Annotated in this window: 17 protein-coding genes; 8 read left to right on the top strand and 9 right to left on the bottom strand. The window is 71.5% G+C overall.

The features are described from left to right. Positions 1 to 57 precede the first annotated feature (57 nt). Positions 58 to 882 (top strand): thioredoxin domain-containing protein, encoded by an 825-nt coding sequence (locus AB0C82_RS18365; RefSeq protein WP_362842707.1) that lies wholly within the window; start codon positions 58 to 60, stop codon positions 880 to 882. A 96-nt stretch (positions 883 to 978) separates the two neighbouring features. After that, positions 979 to 1,980 carry a prolipoprotein diacylglyceryl transferase gene (gene lgt, locus AB0C82_RS18360; RefSeq protein ID WP_362842704.1) on the top strand — a complete coding sequence of 334 codons (1,002 nt, stop codon included), beginning with the start codon at positions 979 to 981 and terminating at the stop codon, positions 1,978 to 1,980. A gap of 68 nt (positions 1,981 to 2,048) precedes the next feature. Here the strand turns inward: lgt and AB0C82_RS18355 are convergent, their stop codons facing one another. From AB0C82_RS18355 to AB0C82_RS18325, 7 genes are read right to left on the bottom strand one after another with little or no spacing between them, the layout of a single operon-like run. After that, the gene (locus AB0C82_RS18355; RefSeq protein ID WP_362842702.1) at positions 2,049 to 2,858 is read right to left on the bottom strand and encodes a CoA ester lyase; all 810 of its coding nucleotides are present in this window, start codon (positions 2,856 to 2,858) and stop codon (positions 2,049 to 2,051) included. Further along, positions 2,855 to 4,054, bottom strand: coding sequence for a CoA transferase (locus tag AB0C82_RS18350; RefSeq protein ID WP_362842699.1), 1,200 nt, complete (start codon positions 4,052 to 4,054; stop codon positions 2,855 to 2,857). Before AB0C82_RS18350 ends, AB0C82_RS18355 begins: the two co-directional genes overlap by 4 nt. Continuing rightward, entirely contained in the window at positions 4,051 to 4,935 is an 885-nt protein-coding gene (gene rbsK / locus AB0C82_RS18345; protein ID WP_362842696.1) for a ribokinase, read from the bottom strand. Before rbsK ends, AB0C82_RS18350 begins: the two co-directional genes overlap by 4 nt. Next, positions 4,932 to 6,299, bottom strand: a complete 1,368-nt coding sequence (locus AB0C82_RS18340; RefSeq protein WP_362842693.1) for an ADP-ribosylglycohydrolase family protein — start codon at positions 6,297 to 6,299, stop codon at positions 4,932 to 4,934. The genes rbsK and AB0C82_RS18340 overlap by 4 nt, the downstream gene beginning before the upstream one ends. Further along, positions 6,296 to 7,480, bottom strand: a complete 1,185-nt coding sequence (locus AB0C82_RS18335) for an ADP-ribosylglycohydrolase family protein (protein ID WP_362842691.1) — start codon at positions 7,478 to 7,480, stop codon at positions 6,296 to 6,298. The genes AB0C82_RS18340 and AB0C82_RS18335 overlap by 4 nt, the downstream gene beginning before the upstream one ends. Further along, positions 7,425 to 8,687 carry an ADP-ribosylglycohydrolase family protein gene (locus AB0C82_RS18330; RefSeq protein ID WP_362842688.1) on the bottom strand — a complete coding sequence of 421 codons (1,263 nt, stop codon included), beginning with the start codon at positions 8,685 to 8,687 and terminating at the stop codon, positions 7,425 to 7,427. Before AB0C82_RS18330 ends, AB0C82_RS18335 begins: the two co-directional genes overlap by 56 nt. Next, positions 8,684 to 9,838: an ADP-ribosylglycohydrolase family protein gene (locus tag AB0C82_RS18325; protein WP_362842685.1), complete on the bottom strand. Its 1,155-nt coding sequence runs from the start codon at positions 9,836 to 9,838 to the stop codon at positions 8,684 to 8,686. The genes AB0C82_RS18330 and AB0C82_RS18325 overlap by 4 nt, the downstream gene beginning before the upstream one ends. Before the next feature lie 291 nt (positions 9,839 to 10,129). Between AB0C82_RS18325 and AB0C82_RS18320 the strand changes: the two genes are divergently transcribed. From AB0C82_RS18320 to AB0C82_RS18310, 3 genes are all read left to right on the top strand, one after another. Continuing rightward, on the top strand, positions 10,130 to 10,861 hold the full coding sequence (locus AB0C82_RS18320) for a VIT1/CCC1 transporter family protein (protein ID WP_362842682.1): 732 nt from the start codon (positions 10,130 to 10,132) through the stop codon (positions 10,859 to 10,861). Between the two features lie 428 nt (positions 10,862 to 11,289). Then, complete coding sequence (gene gltB / locus AB0C82_RS18315; RefSeq protein ID WP_362842679.1) at positions 11,290 to 15,849, top strand: glutamate synthase large subunit; 4,560 nt, start codon at positions 11,290 to 11,292, stop codon at positions 15,847 to 15,849. Next, complete coding sequence (locus tag AB0C82_RS18310; RefSeq protein ID WP_362842676.1) at positions 15,842 to 17,302, top strand: glutamate synthase subunit beta; 1,461 nt, start codon at positions 15,842 to 15,844, stop codon at positions 17,300 to 17,302. The genes gltB and AB0C82_RS18310 overlap by 8 nt, the downstream gene beginning before the upstream one ends. Positions 17,303 to 17,463: 161 nt before the next feature. On the opposite strand, the gene AB0C82_RS18305 is transcribed toward AB0C82_RS18310, so the two are convergent. Beyond that, on the bottom strand, positions 17,464 to 18,378 hold the full coding sequence (locus AB0C82_RS18305; protein ID WP_362842673.1) for a rhomboid family intramembrane serine protease: 915 nt from the start codon (positions 18,376 to 18,378) through the stop codon (positions 17,464 to 17,466). Positions 18,379 to 18,526: 148 nt separating this feature from the next. On the opposite strand from AB0C82_RS18305, the gene AB0C82_RS18300 reads away from it, so the two are divergent. Further along, on the top strand, positions 18,527 to 19,270 hold the full coding sequence (locus AB0C82_RS18300) for a VWA domain-containing protein (RefSeq protein WP_362842670.1): 744 nt from the start codon (positions 18,527 to 18,529) through the stop codon (positions 19,268 to 19,270). Continuing rightward, positions 19,267 to 19,866 (top strand): HutD family protein, encoded by a 600-nt coding sequence (locus AB0C82_RS18295; protein WP_362842667.1) that lies wholly within the window; start codon positions 19,267 to 19,269, stop codon positions 19,864 to 19,866. Before AB0C82_RS18300 ends, AB0C82_RS18295 begins: the two co-directional genes overlap by 4 nt. Here the strand turns inward: AB0C82_RS18295 and AB0C82_RS18290 are convergent. Continuing rightward, positions 19,845 to 20,132 (bottom strand): hypothetical protein, encoded by a 288-nt coding sequence (locus tag AB0C82_RS18290; protein ID WP_362842665.1) that lies wholly within the window; start codon positions 20,130 to 20,132, stop codon positions 19,845 to 19,847. The genes AB0C82_RS18295 and AB0C82_RS18290 overlap by 22 nt on opposite strands. 158 nt (positions 20,133 to 20,290) lie before the next feature. Between AB0C82_RS18290 and AB0C82_RS18285 the strand changes: the two genes are divergently transcribed. Then, the gene (locus tag AB0C82_RS18285) at positions 20,291 to 20,788 is read left to right on the top strand and encodes a pyridoxamine 5'-phosphate oxidase family protein (RefSeq protein WP_362842663.1); all 498 of its coding nucleotides are present in this window, start codon (positions 20,291 to 20,293) and stop codon (positions 20,786 to 20,788) included. The last annotated feature ends 17 nt before the right edge of the window (positions 20,789 to 20,805 follow it).

The raw sequence follows: 20,805 nt of genomic DNA, 5'->3' as shown, positions 1-20,805 counted from the left end.
CGGGTGGACATGGACCGGGGAGGCACGCGCGTGCCTCCCCGGTTCGTTGCTGCGGGTGTGAGCGACAAGAACCGTGAAGGAAGCAGGGCCGCGCGCGACCGGCTCGTCCAGCAGCGTGAGCGGGAGAAGGCGCGCGAGCGCCGCCGCCGCACGCTGATCGTCGCCGGCGCGGTGGTGGGGGTGCTGGGGCTGGCCGCCGTGGTCGGGCTGATCGCCGCCAACGCGGGCAAGGACGACTCCGGCAGCGACGCCGGGCCCGCGGTCGCACCGTCGGGCGCGACCGGCAAGGACAGCCTCGCCCTCCAGGTCGGCGCGGACGGCGCACCGTCCACGCTCACGATCTGGGAGGACTTCCGCTGCCCCGTCTGCGCCCAGTTCGAGAACGCCTTCCGCAAGACGATCCACGAGCTGCAGAGCAGCGGCCAGATCAAGGTCGAGTACCACCTCGCCACGATCATCGACGGAAACCTCGGGGGCAGCGGATCGCTGCGCGCCGCCAACGCGGCGGCCTGCGCGCAGGATGCCGGCAAGTTCCCCGAATACCACGACGTGCTCTTCGCCAATCAGCCCGCCGAGTCGGACGACGCCTTCAGCAAGAACAGCAAGCTGATCGAACTGGCCGGCAAGGTCGAGGGCCTCGACACGCCGGGCTTCCGCAGCTGTGTGGAGAGCGGGAAGCACGACACCTGGGTCGAGAAGTCCGACACGGCCTTCCGCGAGGGCGGATTCCAGGGCACGCCGACCGCGCTGCTCAACGGGGAGTCGATCTTCCCCACCAAGGACGGGCAGCAGATCTCCGACGCGAACCTCAAGAAGTGGGTCGCCGAGGCCAACAAGGGCAAGAAACCCGCGCAGGTCACGCCGACGCCTTCGGCCTCCTGACGGGGGCGCGGGGGGCCGTGCGGGCCGCCTCGTTACCCAGAAGTTGCCGGACGGCTTGCCGTACGTCCCTCTCGGCAGGGTAGCGTCGACCCCGTCATGAACCTTGCCTTCATTCCCAGCCCGTCGACCGGTGTGATCGATCTCGGCCCGATCCCCCTGCGCGGCTACGCGTTCTGCATCATCATCGGTGTCTTCGTCGCCGTCTGGTTCGGCAACAAGCGCTGGGTCGCCCGCGGCGGCAGAGCCGGCACAGTCGCCGACATCGCCGTCTGGGCCGTGCCCTTCGGACTTGTCGGCGGCAGGCTCTACCACGTCATCACCGACTACCAGCTGTACTTCAGCGACGGTGAGAACTGGGTCGACGCCTTCAAGATCTGGGAAGGCGGCCTCGGTATCTGGGGCGCGATCGCGCTCGGCGCGGTCGGCGCCTGGATCGGCTGCCGCCGCCGCGGAATCCCGCTGCCCGCCTGGGCCGACGCGCTCGCACCCGGTATCGCCCTCGCCCAGGCCATCGGCCGCTGGGGCAACTGGTTCAACCAGGAGCTCTACGGCAAGCCGACCGACGTGCCGTGGGCACTGGAGATCAGCGAGGGCCCGAACCGGGTCGCGGGCACCTACCACCCGACCTTCCTGTACGAGTCGCTCTGGTGCATCGGCGTCGCGCTGCTGGTCATCTGGGCCGACCGCCGGTTCAAGCTCGGACACGGGCGGGCGTTCGCGCTGTACGTCGCGGCCTACTGCACGGGACGTGCCTGGATCGAGTACCTGCGGGTCGACGAGGCCCACCACGTGCTGGGACTCCGGCTCAACGTGTGGACCGCGATCGTCGTCTTCGTGCTCGCCGTGGCCTACATCGTGATCTCGGCGAAGGTGCGGCCGGGCCGCGAGGAGATCGTCGAGCCCGATCCGCAGGCCGCGGACAAGGCGGTCCCGTCCAAGGACGGCGAAGGCGACGACGCCGAGGCCACCGACACGGACGCCGGTGACGCCGGGAAGGCCACCGAGGCCACGGACGGCCCCCAGGCCGTCAACGACACCGCCGACGACACGGGTGAGCCCGAGACGAACGGTGCTCCGGAGACCGCCGACAAGAGCTGACCGCTCCCGGACGCACACGCTGTCCCCATCGCCGGACGGGCTTGATCATCAAGCCCGTCCGGCGTTTTTCATGCCCGCCCGGCCAGCGACAGCGTCCGCCGTGCCGAGGCGACCACCGCCGCGTCCACGAACCTTCCGTCCGGCAGCGCCTGCGCACCCGCCTCCACCAGGGACGCAGCCATGATCTCCTCGGCGGACTCGATCTCCTGCGCCGTGGGCCGGAAGGCCCGCTCGATGACGGGCAGCTGGCGCGGATGGATCGCCGCCCGGCCCCACAGTCCCAGGGACCGGCCCCGGCCGCAGGAGGACCACAGCCCGTCCAGGTCCCGGACGTCGGCGAACACCGACTGGACGGGCGGGGCGAGCCCGGCCGCCCGCGCGGCGACCACGATCCGGCTGCGGGACCAGTCGAGGCCGGTGTCGTCCCGTACCCCCAGGTCCGCCCGGAGGTCCGCCTCGCCCAGCGCGACGCCCCGTACGTCGTGATGGGCGGAGGCGATGCTGTAGGCGTGCTCGACGGCGAGAGCCGACTCCAGGAGGGGATAGAGCGGGACGCCCGGCGCCAGCGCCGCCAGACGGTGGACGCTCGCGGCATGAGTGATCTTGGGGAGCCGGAGCCCGGAGAGGCCCGGCAGCCCTGCCAGGACCCGTACGTCGTCCTCGCCGTGCACCCGGACATGGACCGGCACCGCGCCGGGCGCCGCCGGTTCGGTGAGGAGCTCGGCGGTGGCCGCCCGCGCGTACTCCTTCCGCTCCGGTGCGACCGCGTCCTCCAGGTCGACGATCACCACGTCCGCGCCCGAGCAGAGCGCCTTGTTCACCACCCCCGGCCGGTCCCCGGGCACGTACAGCCAGGTCAGGGGCACCGCAGCGGTCACAGGGCGCCCTCCGAACGCAGGGCCGCGATCTCCGGTGCGCAGAGGCCGAGCTCGCCGAGGATCTCCTCGGTGTCCGCTCCGTGGGGGCGGCCCGCCCAGCGGATCGAACCGGGGGTCTCCGACAGGCGGAACAGGACGTTCTGCATCCGCAGCGGGCCCAGTTCCGGATCGTCGACCTCGGTGATGGAGTCGAGGGCCCGGTACTGCGGATCCTCCATCACGTCCCGTACGTCATGGATCGGGGCGATCGCGGCCTCCGCCTTCTCGAACTCCGAGACCGCCTCCTCGCGGGTGTGCCGCGCGATCCAGTTGCCGACCGCCTCGTCGAGCTCTTCGGTGTGCTCCGCCCGGGTCGTCCCGGCGGCGAACCACGGCTCGTCGATCAGTTCCGGGCGGCCGACCAGGCGCATCACCCGTTCGGCGACCGACTGGGCCGAGGTGGAGACCGCCACCCAGTGGCCGTCGGACGTGCGGTACGTGTTGCGCGGCGCGTTGTTGCGGGAGCGGTTTCCGGTGCGCTCCTGTACGTAGCCGAGCTGGTCGTACCAGAGCGGCTGCGGGCCCAGTACCATCAGGATCGGCTCGATGATCGCCATGTCGACGACCTGCCCCTGCCCCGTGCGGTCCCGGCCGGCCAGCGCCGTCATCACCGCGTAGGCGGTGGCGAGCGCGGCGATCGAGTCGGCGAGGCCGAACGGCGGCAGGGTCGGCGGGCCGTCCGGTTCGCCGGTGATCGCCGCGAAGCCGCTCATGGCCTCGGCCAGCGTGCCGAAGCCGGGGCGGTGGGAGTAGGGGCCGTACTGGCCGAAGCCGGTGACTCTCGCCAGCACCAGGCGGGGGTTCACCGCGTGGAGTTCCGCCGGGCCGATGCCCCAGCGCTCCAGGGTGCCGGGCCTGAAGTTCTCGATGACGACGTCGGCCTCCGCCGCCAGCTTCAGCAGGACGTCACGGCCGCCGGGGCTGGACAGGTCGAGGGTCAGGTTGCGCTTGTTGCGGCCGAGCACCTTCCACCACAGGCCGATGCCGTCCTTCGCTGGACCGTGCCCGCGCGAGGGATCGGGCTTGCGGGGATGCTCGACCTTGATCACCTCGGCGCCGAAGTCGCCGAGCATCGTGGCCGCGAGCGGGCCCGCGAAGAGGGTGGCCAGGTCCAGGACGCGCAGACCGGCGAGGGGAGTGGTCGTGGATGTGTTCATGCGGCATCGATCTCGCTGCGGTACGGCATGGAGGTGGAGGCGCCGGCCTTCTGTACGCAGAGCGCGGCGGCCGCGGATGCCCAGGCCAGGGCCTCCGGTACGGGCCTGCCCTCGCCGAGAGCCACGGCCAGGGTGCCGACGAAGGTGTCCCCTGCGCCGGTCGTGTCGACCGCCGTGACGGTGGGGGCGGGGAAGAGGATGGGCGCGTTGTCCCGGGACGCGTACAGGCAGCCCTTCGCGCCGAGGGTGATGACGACCTCCGGGACGTGGCGGAGCAGGACGGCGGCCGCCGCCTGCGGGTCGGACACCCCGGTGAGGGCGGCCGCCTCGTGCTCGTTGGGGATCAACAGGTCGACGCAGTCGAGCAGTTCGTCCGGCAGCAGTTGTACGGGGGACGGGGTGAGGATCGTCCGCACCCCCTGGGCGCGGGCCGTCCGGGCGCCCTCCACCACGGCGGACAGCGGGAGTTCGAGCTGGAGGAGCAGGAGGTCGGCGGCGGCGATGGCGGCCGTCTCCCCGGCGCCGAGCGCCGTCATGGTGCTGTTGGCGCCGGGGATCACCACGATCGCGTTGCCTCCCTCGTCGTCCACGACGATGTGCGCGGTGCCGCTGGGGCCCTCGGCGGTGTGCAGGAGATCGGTGAGGACCCCGGAGTGCTCCAGATTGGAGCGCAGGGCGGGCCCGTATACGTCGTCGCCGACCACCCCGATCATCACCACCTCTCCGCCCGCCCGGGCGGCGGCGACGGCCTGGTTGGCGCCCTTTCCGCCGGGCACCGTCCGGAACTCCCGGCCGGTCACCGTCTCGCCGCGGGCGGGGGCGCGGGCGACGTAGGCGACAAGGTCCATGTTGGTGCTGCCGAGCACCGCGATACCGGTCATGGGCGCAGTACCTCCTGGTAGGTCAGATCGGCGAGGGTGTCGAAGCCGACGGAGTCGAAACCGGGGACGGACGTGGCGAGGCGGTTCTTCAGCGGGGCGGTCCAGTCGGCGGGGAGTGCGGTGGGCCGTCCCGCCAGCAGGCCCGCGAGGGAACCGGCCGTGGCGCCGTTCGAGTCGGTGTCCCAGCCGCCGGAGACCGCACACCCGATGGAGCGGGTGAAGTCCCCGTCGGCGTGCGTGAGGGCAGCGGCCAGCAGAGCCGCGTTGGGCAGGACGTGGACCCAGTGGTGGCTTTCCCCGTACGTGGCGTGGAGCCGGTCGACGACCTGGTCGAAGTCCGGTTCCGAGAGCGCCGTTTCGATGCCGAGGCGCACCGCGCGCGCGTACCGGGAGCGGGGCGGCACCACCCGCAGGCCCACGGCGAGGCAGCCGTGCACATCGGTCTCGCCACCGGCCGCCTCGGCGAGGGCCGCGGCCGTGAACATGGCCCCGTACACCCCGTTGGCCGTGTGTGTGAGTACGGCGTCCCGGTGGGCCTGCGCCGCGGCGGCGGCCGGGTCACCGGGGTGGGTCCAGCCGTGTACGTCGGCGCGGATCTGGGCGCCGATCCACTCACGGAACGGGTTGCGGTGCCGGGCGGTGCGGGGCGGCTCCATGCCGTCGAGCAGATTGCGGTAGGCGATCCGTTCGGCGGTGAAGACCCGGCCCGCCGGGACGTCGTCGAGCCAGAGCCGGCCCACGTCGGCCGTGGTGAACGAGCGTCCGTTCCGTTGCAGCAACCGCACGGTGAGCAGAGGGTAGTTGAGGTCGTCGTCCTCGGGCATCCCGTCGATGTTCTCCGCCAGGGAGGTGGCGGCGGACCGGCGGTTCCACGGGTACGCGGCCAGCAGCTCGGCCGGCAGGCCCTTCTCGGTGAACCAGGAGGTGAGCGGCCAGTTCCCGGCGGCGGCGGCCAGCGCGCGGATGCCCGCGAGCGGCAGCTTCTCGACGGGCTTGCCGAGCAGGCAGCCCGCGGCCCGGCCGAGCCAGGCCGCGTGCAGCCGGTCGGGCTCGACGAGGACGGGCTCCGTACGGGTGGCGGGCCAGCGCGGGCAGGCGGCCCGGATCTCCTCCAGACAGGCCGGCTCGTCGTCGGCCAGGGGGGAGGCGAGCCCGGCCAGTTCGTCGAGCAGCCGCTCGGCGAGTGCGCGCAGCCGGGGCGGCGCGGGAGGTTCCGAGGCGCCGGCCCGCTCGGGGGCGGGGGCGCCGCCCGCCTCGTACCAGCGGCGCTCGACGTCCCGCGCGTCCCGGCCGTCCTGGGCGGCCTGGCGCAGTTCGTGTCCGATCAGGTCCTCGGGCTGAACCCAGGTCAGGCGTACGTTCACCGGGTACCGGCCAGGGTCGCGAACGCCGATTCGTGCGCGCGGCGCCGAGCGGTGTCCCGTTCGAAGATCTCCCGGGCGACCTCGGTCAGGGTCCTGGCGGGGGCGTGCAGATCGAGGCGGCTGGCCTCGGCGACCGTCTTGGCCCAGGCGGCGGGGACGCCCTGTTCGCCGTGGAGCGCGCCCGCCAGCGCGCCGCTCATCGTGGCGATGGAATCGCAGTCGCGGCCGTAGTTGACCGAGCCGAGGACCGCGTGCCGGAAGTCGCCGCCGGCCACCAGCAACATGCCGAGGGCGACCGGGAGTTCCTCGATGGAGTGCAGCCGGGATGGGCGGCGGGCACCGAGCGAGGGGGCACGGTAGTCGGGGCCCACCGTGTCGAACGGGGCGACCGCGGTGCGCAGGGGAGTCAGTGCCGCCTCGAAGTCGCTGTATCCGGCGGCGGTCTCGCACACCGCCTCGATCGCGGCCCGGGTGCCGTCCTTGGCGAGTGCCAGGCAGGTGTCGACCACGGTGGTGGGCGTGGCGCCCGGGGTGCAGGCGGCGGCGACGGCCGCAGCGAAGACTCCGGCCGCCTCCCTCCCGTACGAGGACTGGTGCGCGCCCGCGATGTCCAGCGCCTCGGCGTACGCGGCCTCCGGGTGGGCGGCGTTGACCAGTCCGGCGGGTGCCATGTACATCGCCGCCCCGCAGTTGACGATGTTTCCCGAGCCGGCCTCGCGCGGGTCGACGTGCCCGTAGTGCAGCCGCGCCACGATCCACTTCTCGGCGAGGAAGATCCGCTGGAGCGGGAGCGCCTCGGCCTCCAGCTCCGGGATCCAGCGGGGGCTGGAGATCAGGTCGGGCACGAGGTGGTCGGCGACGGAGTACGCGTCGAGGTGGTCGCGCACGGTGGCGTAGACCCGTACCAGCGCGTGGGTCATCAGGGTGTCGTCGGTGATGTGCCCGTCGCCCTTGTGGTACGGGGCGATCGGGCGGGCGGTCCGCCAGTCCTCGCCGTACCAGGGGCCGACGACGCCGTTGATCCGGCCGCCGTGGCGTTCGCTGATCTGCTCCGGGGTCCAGCCCTCGACCGGACCGCCCAGGGCGTCGCCGACGGCGGCGCCGATCAGCGCGCCGGTGATCCGTTCATCGAGGGTCAGGGTGGTGGGTGCGGTGGATGTCATGGATGTTGTGGGCGTCATGTCGGAATTGTCCACCCGGGGTGGCCGGTTCCGTGTCTGCGAGGAGCCCGGCGAGTTCGATGAGATCGGTGCCGGCGAAACGGGGGAGCGCGCACCCCGCGAGCGTGCGGCACGCCTCCCTCCAGCCCGCGGGCACGGTGCCGCTGCCGCCGAGGGCTCCGGTCAGTGCCCCGGCGAGAGCGGGGGCGGAGTCGGCGACCCTGGACAGGCAGGCCGCCGACGGCACCGCCTGCGCGAGCTCGCCCCTGGCCGCGGTGGCCAGCGCCAGGGCGACCGGCACGGTCTCGGCCGCGGCGATCCCGTAGCTGTAGACGTGGTCGACGATCTGGTGCTCCAGCACGGGTACCAGGGCGAACGCGCCCGCCGGTTCGCCGGCGAACTCCCGGGCGAGCCGGACGGCGTGCGCGGCGTTGCGGGCGATCTCCGTACCGTCCGGGAGCTGGGCGAGGGCCGCGTCCACCGCGGTGTCGACGTCGGCCCCCGCGAGGGCCACGGCGATCGCGGCGGCGACGGCCCGCGCGCCGTGCACCCCGTCACCGTCCTGGGTGTAGCGGGCGTCGAACTCGGCGAGGGCGGCGGCGGCTTCGGCGTCGCCCGGATGGGCGACCGCGAGGACGGCGGCACGCACACAGGCGGCGTCGTCGAAGTAGTGCGGGTTGTCATGGCCGGTGGCGGGCGGGCGCAGTCCCGCGGCGAGGTTGCCGAGCCCGGCCCGTACGGAGATCCGGGCACGCAGGGGAAGTACGGCCGCCTCGACCTCGGCCGCGCGGGCGCCCGCCTCGGCGACCTTCGCGGCCAGGGCGTTCCAGGCCCGGTCGATGGCATCGCGCATCCGGCGTTCGCCGGAGAGCCCGAGCCCCCGGTCGGCCGCGGCGGCCAGCACCGTACGCGCCGCGAAGGCGGCCCACTCGGCGTCGTCGGACGGCCCCAGCCTGAGCGGTTCGGGCGGCTGGTTGAGGGCGATCGGGACCGGGAGCGTGGTGGTGGCGTTCTGCTCGGCGAAGGTGTCGAGCTCGCGGGTCAGCCGCCGGGTCCACTCCGGCATCCGGGCCGCCCGGTGCCGCGCGGCGGGCCAGCCCGCCGCGTCCCCGGCGGCGAGACCGAGCAGCAGGCCCTCGATCCGTGACCGCCGGTCCGGCGCGCTCCCCGTCCGGAGGGCGTCCACGGGCGCCGGCCGGGCGGAAGCCGGCGGCTGAACTGTCGTCATCGTCCCGCTCCCTGTTCGCCGGTGGGCCTGGTCGTGCCGAAGGAATGCGCGCGGGGAGCCTCCTGCGCCTCCTGCGCCTCGTCGGGCGTCAGGAGTTCCGCGATGTCCAGCACGTGGTAGCCCCGCATGGAGGGCAGGCAGCTGCCGCGTACCGGTCCGATCGCCGCACCCCACTCCGGCGGGATCGCCGACGCCCCGTTCAGCGCCCCGGCCAGGGCTCCCGCCACCGCGGCCGTGGTGTCCGCGTCGCGCCCCATGTTGACGGCCGTCAGCACCGACGTACGGAAGTCGCCCCGCGCCGCGGTGAACGCGCCGAAGGCCAGGCCCACCGCCTCGGGCGCCAGATCCGTCCAGGGATATCCGCCGATCACCACCGCGGAACGCACCGCACGCTCCATCGTCAGCCGGTCGGGGTACGAGCGCTGCGCGGCCGACACCGCGCGCCGCAGCGACCGGGCCGTCCAGGAGTCCATCGGCACGACGGAGAGCGCGGCGGCGATCACGGACGCGAGTCCGGAGCCCACCATCGCCGCCGCCACTCCGGCCGCGACCGCCTGCCCGCCGTAGATGCCCTCCCCGTCGTGACTCACCCCGCCGTCCACGGCCACCAGCCGGGCCGCTTCCGCGGGACGCCCTGCCGCGAAGACCCCGAACGGGGCGGCCCGCATCGCGAGACCGTCGCTCCAGGCGTGCCGGTGCTGCGCCGAGATCGGTGCGGCCAGGCCCCTGCGCAGGTTCTCCAGCGTGCCGCGCTCACTGAATCCGGCCCCGCGGAACGGCCCCTCGTCGAGATCGGCGATCCAGTGGTGCCAGGCCCGCTCCACATGGGCCACGGTCAGCGCCGAACCGTGCCGGGCGAGCAGGAGCCCCGAGAAGATCGCGTACTCCGTGTCGTCCGTGCCCGCCGGGTCCTCGCTCACGAAGCCCTCGATCCGGCCCCAGCGGCGGCGGATCTCCGAGGGGCGGAGGTTCTCCGCCGGTGCCCCCAGCGCGTCGCCCACCGCCAGGCCGAGCAGCGCGCCCCGGGCCCGGTCGCCCCGTACCGCCGCGGGGTGGGGCTCGCCGCCGTCCGCCTCCGCCCGCACCGGTGGTGGGTCCTCGACGCCCACACCTCCCTGCGGCTCGGCCGGGTTGCCTGCCGTCAGTTCCATCGCGTCGACCCTTCGCTCGTACCGGCCGGCCGTCGGTGCGCCACCGAGGGGCCACCGGTGGGACCACCTGAGCGATCTGTCCCACGCGAGGACCCCGGGGAGGCCGCCCGGAGCAACAAAAGGGCCACACGGATGACAGCGCGGACTCCCCGCGTCGCACGGGTCCCAACCGCCCCTGGAGGCAGGTAAGTACGGCCTTCCTTGCTGGCGGGAGACGTTTTTCGTGCGTATTTTCGATGATGTTGAGGGGGACCGGAGCGTAGAGATCCGCCTCGGGAGAAGGGGAGAGCTGTGTCCATCATCGAGACCGACGCCGTCCTGCACGAGGCGCACCGCGACAACCACACCCACCGCGACGTGAACGGCGGCTGGCTGCGTCCCGCCGTCTTCGGCGCGATGGACGGGCTGGTCTCCAACCTCGCGCTGATGACCGGGGTCGCGGGCGGCTCCGTCTCGCAGCAGACCATCGTGATCACCGGTCTTGCGGGCCTGGCCGCGGGCGCGTTCTCCATGGCGGCAGGCGAGTACACATCCGTCGCCTCGCAGCGCGAGCTCGTCGAGGCCGAGCTGGACGTCGAGCGCCGCGAGCTGCGTAAGCACCCCAAGGACGAGATGGCGGAGCTGGCCGCGCTCTACACCTCGCGCGGGGTCGACCCCGACCTCGCCCACGAGGTCGCCCGGCAGCTGTCCACGGATCCCGAGCAGGCACTGGAGATCCACGCACGCGAGGAGCTCGGGATCGACCCCGGCGACCTGCCCTCGCCGCTGGTCGCCGCCGTCTCGTCCTTCGGCGCCTTCGCGCTCGGCGCGCTGCTGCCCGTCCTGCCCTATCTGCTCGGCGCCACCGTGCTGTGGCCCGCCGTGCTGCTCGCCCTGGCCGGTCTCTTCGGCTGCGGGGCCGTGGTGGCCAGGGTCACCGCCCGCAGCTGGTGGTTCAGCGGCCTGCGCCAGCTCGTGCTCGGCGGCACCGCCGCCGCGCTGACGTACGGACTCGGCATGGTCTTCGGCGTGGCCGTCGGCTGACCCTCGGCCCCGTCCTCGCACCGGCCCCGTACCCGCAGTCCCGGGCGTTGCCCATGCGCCGGGGGTGTGACGTACGTCTTGATGAACCTCACTGGGCGGAATGGCCCTGCGCGACGTAAAATGAGTCTCTATACAGGACTACACATAAGTAGTCGTTACTCGGCGGTTTCATTTGTGCGACCGCCGGGCAAGAGGCGTAGACACACGCGGGCAACGACGCTCGCTCTCTGCGTTCTCCCCGGGTACTGACCGATGACGGTCCGCCCCGACTGTGACCCAACCTCCGCCACGGGTTCGTGGTGTCCGCATGGTGGAACGGACTATCCGCTTTTTGAGAAGCGTTCCATCATGTAACCTGCACGAAATTTCGCAGAGGGCCAACGTCGTCCCTCGGCACTGCATATGCCACGACGACGACGGGAGAGCCGATGCGTTCCGACGCCTGGTCGCCCATGGACGGTCGCCCCGCCCAGCAGGGGATGTACGACCCCCGTAACGAGCACGACGCCTGTGGCGTCGGGTTCGTGGCCACTCTGACCGGTGTGGCCAGCCATGAGCTGGTCGAGCAGGCGCTGACCGTACTGCGCAACCTCGAACACCGCGGCGCCACAGGATCCGAGCCCGACTCGGGTGACGGCGCCGGCATTCTCCTTCAGGTCCCGGACGCCTTCCTGCGGGAAGAGGTCGGATTCGACCTCCCCGAGGCCGGCTCCTACGCCGTCGGAATCGCCTTCCTGCCCGCGGACGACTCCACCGAGTCCGTCCGCAAGATCGAGAAGATCGCCGCCGAGGAGGGCCTGAACGTCCTCGGCTGGCGCCAGGTTCCGGTCACCCCCGACCTCCTGGGCAACGGGGCGCGCGTCACCATGCCCGAGTTCCGCCAGCTCGTCGTCGCGGACGGCACGAGCACCGGCGTCGCACTCGACCGCAAGGCGTTCGTGCTGCGCAAGCGCGCCGAGCGCGAGGCCGGGGTGTACTTCCCCTCCCTCTCCGCGCGCACGATCGTCTACAAGGGCATGCTCACGACCGGGCAGCTGGAGCCGTTCTTCCCGGACCTCTCCGACCGCCGCTTCGCCACCGCGGTCGCGCTGGTCCACTCGCGCTTCTCCACGAACACCTTCCCGAGCTGGCCGCTCGCCCACCCGTACCGCTTCGTCGCGCACAACGGCGAGATCAACACGGTCAAGGGCAACCGCAACTGGATGAAGGCCCGCGAGTCCCAGCTCGCCTCCAGCCTCTTCAGCGGCGAGACGCTGGACCGGATCTTCCCCGTCTGCACCCCGGACGCCTCCGACTCGGCCTCCTTCGACGAGGTCCTGGAGCTGCTCCACCTCGGTGGCCGTTCGCTGCCGCACTCGGTGCTGATGATGGTCCCCGAGGCCTGGGAGAACCACGCCTCGATGGAGCCGGCCCGCCGCGCCTTCTACCAGTACCACTCAACGATGATGGAGCCCTGGGACGGCCCGGCCTGCGTCACCTTCACCGACGGCACCCAGGTCGGCGCGGTCCTCGACCGCAACGGTCTGCGCCCCGGCCGCTACTGGGTCACCGACGACGGCCTCGTCGTCCTGTCCTCCGAGGTCGGCGTCCTGGACATCGACCCCGCGAAGGTCGTCCGCAAGGGCCGCCTCCAGCCCGGCAAGATGTTCCTCGTCGACACCGCCGAGCGCCGCATCATCGAGGACGACGAGATCAAGGCGTCCCTCGCCGCCGAGCAGCCGTACCAGGAGTGGCTGGAGACCGGCGAGATCGAGCTCTCCGACCTCCCCGAGCGCGAGCACATCGTGCACACCCACGCCTCCGTCACCCGCCGCCAGCAGACCTTCGGCTACACCGAGGAAGAGCTCCGCGTCCTCCTCGCCCCGATGGCCCGAACCGCCGGCGAGCCGCTCGGCTCCATGGGCACGGACTCGCCGATCGCCGCGCTGTCCGAGCGCCCCCGGCTGCTCTTCGACTACTTCACCCAGCTCTTCGCCCAGGTCACCAACCCGCCGCTGGACGCCATCCGCGAGGAGCTCGTCACCTCGCTGCGCTCCACGCTGGGCCCGGCGGGCAACCTCCTGGAGCCGACCGCCGCGGCGTGCCGCAGCGTCACGCTGCCGTTCCCGGTGATCGACAACGACGAGCTGGCCAAGCTCATACACATCAACGCCGACGGCGACATGCCGGGCATGAAGGCGGCCACGCTCTCCGGTCTCTACCGGGTCGGCGGAGGCGGCGACGCCCTCGCCGCCCGGATCGAGGAGATCTGCACCGAGGTCGACGCCGCCATAGAGGACGGCGCCCGCCTGATCGTCCTCTCCGACCGGCACTCCGACGCCGAGCACGCGCCGATCCCGTCGCTGCTCCTCACCTCGGCCGTCCACCACCACCTCATCCGCACCAAGCAGCGCACCCAGGTGGGACTGCTGGTCGAGGCCGGTGACGTCCGCGAGGTCCACCACGTCGCCCTGCTGATCGGTTACGGCGCCGCCGCGGTCAACCCGTACCTGGCGATGGAGTCCGTCGAGGACCTGGTCCGCGCCGGCACGTTCATCGAGGGCATCGAGGCCGAGCAGGCCATCCGGAACCTGATCTACGCGCTCGGCAAGGGCGTCCTGAAGGTCATGTCCAAGATGGGCATCTCGACCGTCGCCTCCTACCGGGGCGCCCAGGTCTTCGAGGCCGTCGGCCTGGACGAGGCGTTCGTCGGGAAGTACTTCAACGGCACCGCGACCAAGATCGGCGGCGCCGGTCTCGACGTCGTCGCCAAGGAAGTCGCCGCCCGCCACACCAAGGCGTACCCCTCCTCCGGCATCGCCGCATCGCACCGCGCGCTGGAGATCGGCGGCGAGTACCAGTGGCGCCGCGAGGGCGAGCCGCACCTGTTCGACCCCGAGACGGTGTTCCGCCTCCAGCACGCCACCCGCAACCGCCGGTACGACATCTTCAAGAAGTACACGGGCCGGGTGAACGAGCAGTCCGAGCGCCTCATGACGCTCCGCGGCCTGTTCGGCTTCGCCTCGGACCGGGGAGCCATCCCGATCGACGAGGTCGAGCCCGTCTCCGAGATCGTCAAGCGCTTCTCCACCGGCGCCATGTCGTACGGCTCGATCTCCGGCGAGGCGCACGAGACCCTCGCCGTCGCCATGAACCAGCTGGGCGGCAAGTCCAACACCGGTGAGGGCGGCGAGGACGCCGACCGCCTGTACGACCCGGCGCGCCGCTCGTCCATCAAGCAGGTCGCCTCCGGCCGCTTCGGTGTGACCAGCGAATACCTGGTCAACGCGGACGACATCCAGATCAAGATGGCGCAGGGCGCCAAGCCCGGCGAGGGCGGCCAGCTGCCCGGCCACAAGGTCTACCCGTGGGTCGCCAAGACCCGGCACTCCACCCCGGGTGTCGGTCTGATCTCCCCGCCGCCGCACCACGACATCTACTCCATCGAGGACCTGGCTCAGCTGATCCACGACCTCAAGAACGCCAACCCGTCGGCCCGCATCCACGTGAAGCTGGTCTCCGAGGTCGGCGTCGGCACCGTCGCGGCGGGTGTCTCCAAGGCACACGCGGACGTCGTCCTCATCTCCGGCCACGACGGCGGCACGGGCGCGTCGCCGCTCACCTCGCTCAAGCACGCGGGCGGCCCCTGGGAGCTCGGCCTCGCCGAGACCCAGCAGACCCTGCTGCTCAACGGCCTGCGCGACCGCATCGTCGTCCAGACGGACGGTCAGCTGAAGACGGGCCGCGACGTCGTCATCGCCGCACTGCTGGGCGCCGAGGAGTTCGGTTTCGCGACCGCGCCGCTCGTCGTCTCCGGCTGCGTCATGATGCGCGTCTGCCACCTGGACACCTGTCCGGTCGGCATCGCCACCCAGAACCCCGTCCTGCGCGAGCGGTTCTCCGGCAAGGCCGAGTACATCGTCAACTTCTTCGAGTTCATCGCCGAAGAGGTCCGCGAGATCCTCGCCGAGCTGGGCTTCCGTACGATCGAGGAGGCCGTCGGTCACGCCGAACTCCTCGACACCGACCGGGCCATCACGCACTGGAAGGCGCAGGGCCTCGACCTGAAGCCGCTCTTCCACGTGCCGGAACTGCCCGAGGGCGCGGTCCGCCACCAGATCATCGAGCAGGACCACGGCCTCACCAAGGCGCTCGACAACGAGCTGATCAGGCTCGCAGCCGACGCGCTCGGCGCGGAGAGCGCCGAGGCCGCCCAGCCGGTCCGCGCGCAGATCGCGATCCGCAACATCAACCGGACGGTCGGCACCATGCTCGGCCACGAGGTCACCAAGAAGTTCGGCGGTGCGGGCCTGCCCGAGGACACCATCGACGTGACCTTCACCGGTTCCGCCGGCCAGTCCTTCGGCGCCTTCGTCCCGCGCGGCATCACGCTGCGACTGGAGGGCGACGCCAACGACTACGTCGGCAAGGGCCTCTCCGGCGGACGCATCATCGTCCGCCCGGACCGCGGCGCCGACCACCTCGCCGAGTACTCCACCATCGCGGGCAACACCATCGCCTACGGTGCGACCGGCGGCGAGCTGTTCCTGCGCGGCCGGACCGGGGAGCGGTTCTGTGTCCGCAACTCCGGCGCGACGGTCGTCTCGGAAGGCGTGGGCGACCACGGCTGCGAGTACATGACCGGTGGTCACGCCGTCGTCCTCGGCGAGACCGGACGCAACTTCGCCGCGGGCATGTCCGGCGGTATCGCGTACGTCATCGACCTGGACCGCGACAACGTCAACATCGGCAACCTCGGTGCGGTCGAGACACTCGACGACACCGACAGGCAGTGGCTGCACGACGTCGTGCGCCGCCACCACGAGGAGACCGGCTCCACGGTCGCCGAGAAGCTGCTGGGCGACTGGGACACCGAGGTCACCCGCTTCAGCAAGATCATCCCGTCCGCCTACAAGGCAGTGCTCGCCGCCAAGGACGCCGCTGAGCTCGCCGGTCTCTCCGAGCAGGAGACCACCGAGAAGATGATGGAGGCGGCGACCAATGGCTGACCCCAAGGGCTTCCTGACCACCGGCCGCGAGGTCGCCGAGACCCGCCCCGTCGGTGAGCGGCTCAAGGACTGGAACGAGGTCTACGTTCCGGGCTCGCTGCTCCCGATCATCAGCAAGCAGGCCGGCCGCTGCATGGACTGCGGCATCCCGTTCTGCCACAACGGCTGTCCCCTCGGAAACCTCATCCCCGAGTGGAACGACTACGCCTACCGCGAGGACTGGACGGCGGCGTCCGAGCGCCTCCACGCCACGAACAACTTCCCGGAGTTCACGGGCCGTCTGTGCCCCGCTCCGTGCGAGTCGGCGTGTGTGCTCGGCATCAACCAGCCGGCCGTCACCATCAAGAACGTCGAAGTCTCCATCATCGACAAGGCGTGGGACAGCGGCGACGTCACCCCGCAGCCGCCCGAGCGCCTCTCCGGCAAGACCGTGGCCGTCATCGGCTCCGGCCCGGCCGGTCTGGCCGCCGCCCAGCAGCTGACCCGGGCCGGCCACACGGTCGTCGTCTACGAGCGCGCCGACCGCATCGGCGGCCTGCTCCGCTACGGCATCCCCGAGTTCAAGATGGAGAAGTCGCACATCAACCGCCGCATCGAGCAGATGCGCGCCGAAGGCACCAAGTTCCGTACGGAGGTGGAGATCGGCAAGGACATCGACGCCGCGAAGCTCCGCCGCCGCTACGACTCGGTCGTCATCGCCGCAGGTGCCACCGTCTCGCGCGATCTGCCCGTCCCGGGCCGTGAGCTGAACGGCGTGCACTTCGCGATGGAGTACCTGCCGCTCGCCAACAAGGTGCAGGAGGGCGACCTGACGGTCTCCCCGATCACCGCGGAGGGCAAGCACGTCGTCGTCATCGGCGGCGGCGACACGGGCGCCGACTGCGTCGGCACCGCACACCGTCAGGGCGCGGCATCCGTCACCCAGCTGGAGATCATGCCGAGGCCGGGCGAGGACCGCAACGCCAACCAGCCGTGGCCGACCTTCCCGATGCTCTACAAGGTGACCTCCGCGCACGAGGAGGGCGGCGAGCGGGTCTACTCCGTCTCGACCACCCACTTCGAGGGAGACGAGGACGGCAACGTCCAGGCCCTCCACCTGGTCGAGGTGGAGTTCAAGGACGGTAAGCTGGAGCAGAAGCCCGGTACCGAGCGGCGGATTCCCGCTCAGCTCGTGACCCTGGCCATGGGCTTCACCGGTACCGACCAGGCCAACGGTCTGGTCCACCAGTTCGGTCTCGACCTCGACGAGCGGGGTAATGTGGCCCGTGACGAGGACTACGCGACCAACGTCGACGGCGTGTACGTCGCCGGTGACGCGGGCCGAGGCCAGTCACTGATCGTCTGGGCCATCGCCGAGGGCCGCTCCGCGGCACGCGGCGTGGACCGATTCCTGACCGGGACCAGCGCACTGCCGGCCCCGATCCGCCCGACGGACCGTTCACTGATGGTCTGATCGCGGCACACAAAGACGTCCCGTACAACGGCGTACGGAACTGAACGCGGCGCCTGCCTTGTCCCCGACCGGACTCTGGTGGGCGCCGTGGCGCGTCCGGGGGCAATCGCTCCCCGCCCGGCCCAGCCCCGACCAGGGCTGGGCCGCGGTCGTGTCCGGCGTCAGGCGGCGCCCGTCAGCGAGGCGGTCCTGACGGCCACGACCACCGCGAGCAGGCAGAGCAGGACCAGGGCGGCACCGATCTGCGCCGGGGTGGTCTTGAACCTCGTGGGCGCGTAGGCCATGGCCCAGGTGACCAGGCCGCCCGTCAGCAGCCCGCCGAGGTGCCCCTGCCACGAGGTGAACGCGGCCGAGATGACCAGCCAGAGCAGCAGGCCCGTCAACATCCGGTTCACGGCTCGCATGTCCCGGCCGAGGCGCCGGCTGATGATGTAGTACGCCGCGGCCAGACCGAAGATCGCGCCCGAGGCGCCGACGGTCACCGTCTCCGGCGCGATGACGTAGACGAGTACCGAGCCGCCCGCGGCGGCCAGCAGATAGAGCGCCAGATACCGGGCCCGGCCCAGCTGTCCCTCGACGGCCCGGCCCAGGTTCCAGAGCGCGAGCATGTTGAAGACCAGGTGCATCACCCCGAACGAGGTGTCGGGCGGCAGATGAAGGAAGGCACCGGTCAGCAGCCGGTACCACTCGCCGTCCGCGATCCCGACGAGGTCGTACCCGGGGAAGACCCTGCCCTCGTAGTAGTAGTGCTCGCCCTGCGCGTCGACCAGAACGGCACCGAGTACGGCGAACCGGTCCACCAGCTGGGGAAGGGCCACCTCGGCTATGTACGCCAAGACGTTCAGCCCCATCAGGACGTACGTCACGACGGGCGTCGTCGCCATGGAGGCGGTTCCGCCGAAGATCCTGCGGGCCCGCCGGGCGGTGCGCTGCCCCTCCTTCACGCAGTCCACGCAGTGATGGCCGACGGCCGCCTCACGCATGCAGTCGGGGCAGATGTAGCGGTCACAACGGGTGCAGCTCACATACGTCTCGTACGAGGGGTGGCGGTAGCACCTGGTGGCGGCGGCCTCCATGGCCGGCTCCTTCGTGGGTCGACAGACAAAAAAGGGGCCGATGGGGACGGCGGCGATCAAGATAGCGAACACCGCTGTCAACCCGTCGGCCCGGGTACCTGGCGTGACCTACCCTCAGAAGTCGGCAGACCGCAGAACGGAGACCGTCATGACCGGCTCACCCCCGGCCCCGGGGCCGGCCATCAGCCTCCGCAAGGTCCAGGAGACGGCGCCCGCGCTCGTCAGCCTCTACAAGAGCGCAGGCGTCTCCCTGGCACGGCACGGGATGTCGAGTCACCGTGCGGCCGTCTACCTGGTCCTCGACTACTCCGGCTCGATGAAGGACTACTACGCGGACGGCAGCGTGCAGGCGCTGGCCGACCGGGTGCTCGGCCTCTCGGCCCACCTCGACGACGACGGCCGCGTCCCCGTCGTGTTCTTCTCCACGGACATCGACGCGGTCACCGACATCGCGCTGGACGACCACCACGGACGTATCGAGCGCATCGTGGCGGGCCTCGGACACATGGGCAGGACCAGTTACCACCTGGCGATGGACGCCGTCATCGACCACTACCTCGACAGCGGTTCGACGGCGCCCGCCCTCGTCGTCTTCCAGACCGACGGCGGCCCCATCAGCAAGCACGCGGCGGAACGCTATCTGTGCAAGGCGGCGAAGCTGCCGCTGTTCTGGCAGTTCATCGGCTTCGGCAACAAGCGGAGCTCGCAGTTCGACTTCCTGCGCAAGCTCGACGAGCTGGCCGTGCCCGCCAAGCGCCCCATAGACAACGCGGGCTTCTTCCACGCCGGAGCCGATCCCCGGCAGGTGCCCGACGCGGAGCTGTACGACCGGCTGGTCGCCGAGTTCCCGCAGTGGCTGACGGCAGCCACGGCCCAGGGCATCGTCCGATGACGCCGCGTGTACTGAGGGCGGCCGGGCGGGCGCCGGCGCCGTGGCGCAACGGCGGGGGAGTGACCCGGGAGATCGCCGTATGGCCCGAGGGCGCCGCGTCGGACGCCTTCGACTGGCGGATCAGCCTGGCGGACGTCGCGGCGGACGGACCGTTCTCCGCGTTCCCGGGCGTCCAGCGCACCCTCACCGTCGTCGAGGGCGAGGGCATGGACCTGATGGTGGGCGGGGAGCACCACATCGTCGACGAGCCGTACTGGCCGTACGACTTCCCCGGCGACCTGCAGACCGTCGGCCACCTCCTCGGCGGCCCGGTCGTCAACTTCAACGTCATGTACCGCAGATGCCGTACGGAGGCCGCGACCGCCGTCGTCCGCGGCACCGTCCGCCTGATGCCGCCGGACGGTGGCGCGGTACTGGCCCTCGCACTGGAGGACGGCGCCGTCCTCGACGGCACGGACATCGAACTCGGCCGTTACGACGCGGTGCTGCTCACCGACGAACCCTCCGGCCGGCCGGCGGCGGTGCTGCGGACGATGGGCTCCGCCGTGCTGGTGACGCTCGGGCCGGTGAGCCGCTACGCCCCCGGGACCCAGTAGTTGTGCACCGCTACGGACGTCGGCGGCTCGGGAGACTGCGGGAACCCCAACCGCTCGGCGACCGGCATGACCGTGGCGCCGAACTTGTCCATCGCCTCCTGCGACTCCCAGAGGTCGTAGATCTCCAGGCCCGTGTCGGTGGCGACGCAGACATGGGAGAGGCAGCCGGCGAACGTGTCACCGGGCAGCGCCTGGAGTTCGGCGTTGAGAGCGTCGTACTGGGCCGCGGTGACGCCGGTCATCGTGGCCTTCATGAAGATCGCCATGGCAACTCACCTCGTTCGGTGCGGGCCGGCCCCCCGGCCGCCCGGACGGCGGCCGTACCCCTTTCAGAACACCACGTCCGCCGACCGGCGGCATCCGCCAGGGTGACCTTGAGGAATACCGGACAGAAGGTGTCGGGTATCCGGGGTTTCCTGGTCCCATGACATCGAGTTCGTGGGCAGATTTCAGAACGGCGGAACCGGCGTTCGCCGAGACCGTGCGGCAGCGGTTCCAGCTGTACAAGCACCATGTCCTGGCGACCCTCCGCAAGGACGGCTCGCCCCGGGTCACGGGCATCGAAGTGGACTTCCGCTTCGACGAGCTGCTGTTCGGCATGATGCCGAACTCGCGCAAGGCCCTGGACCTGCGGCGGGACCCGAGGTTCGGGGTGCAGGCGAACCCGGGACCCGACGCGGAGATGGCGGACGGCGACGTCCGGATCTCCGGCCGCGCGGTGGAGGTGACCGATCCTCGGACGCTGGCGCGTTACGTCGAGGACGCGAAACCGCCGGAGCCGTTCCATCTGTTCCGTGCGGAACTCACGGAGGTGGTCCACACCGGTCTGGAGGGCGGCGACACCCTGATCGTGCAGGCGTGGCGTCCCGGCCACTCCCTGCGCATGATCCGCCGGACCAACGACGACAGCCCGCCCACCTGACCCCGCCCTCGTCCGCC

This window comes from Streptomyces sp. NPDC048560 (genome assembly GCF_040650955.1).
In the GTDB taxonomy this organism is placed as follows: Bacteria; Actinomycetota; Actinomycetes; order Streptomycetales; family Streptomycetaceae; genus Streptomyces.
This window is presented reverse-complemented; position numbering and strand designations above follow the sequence as displayed.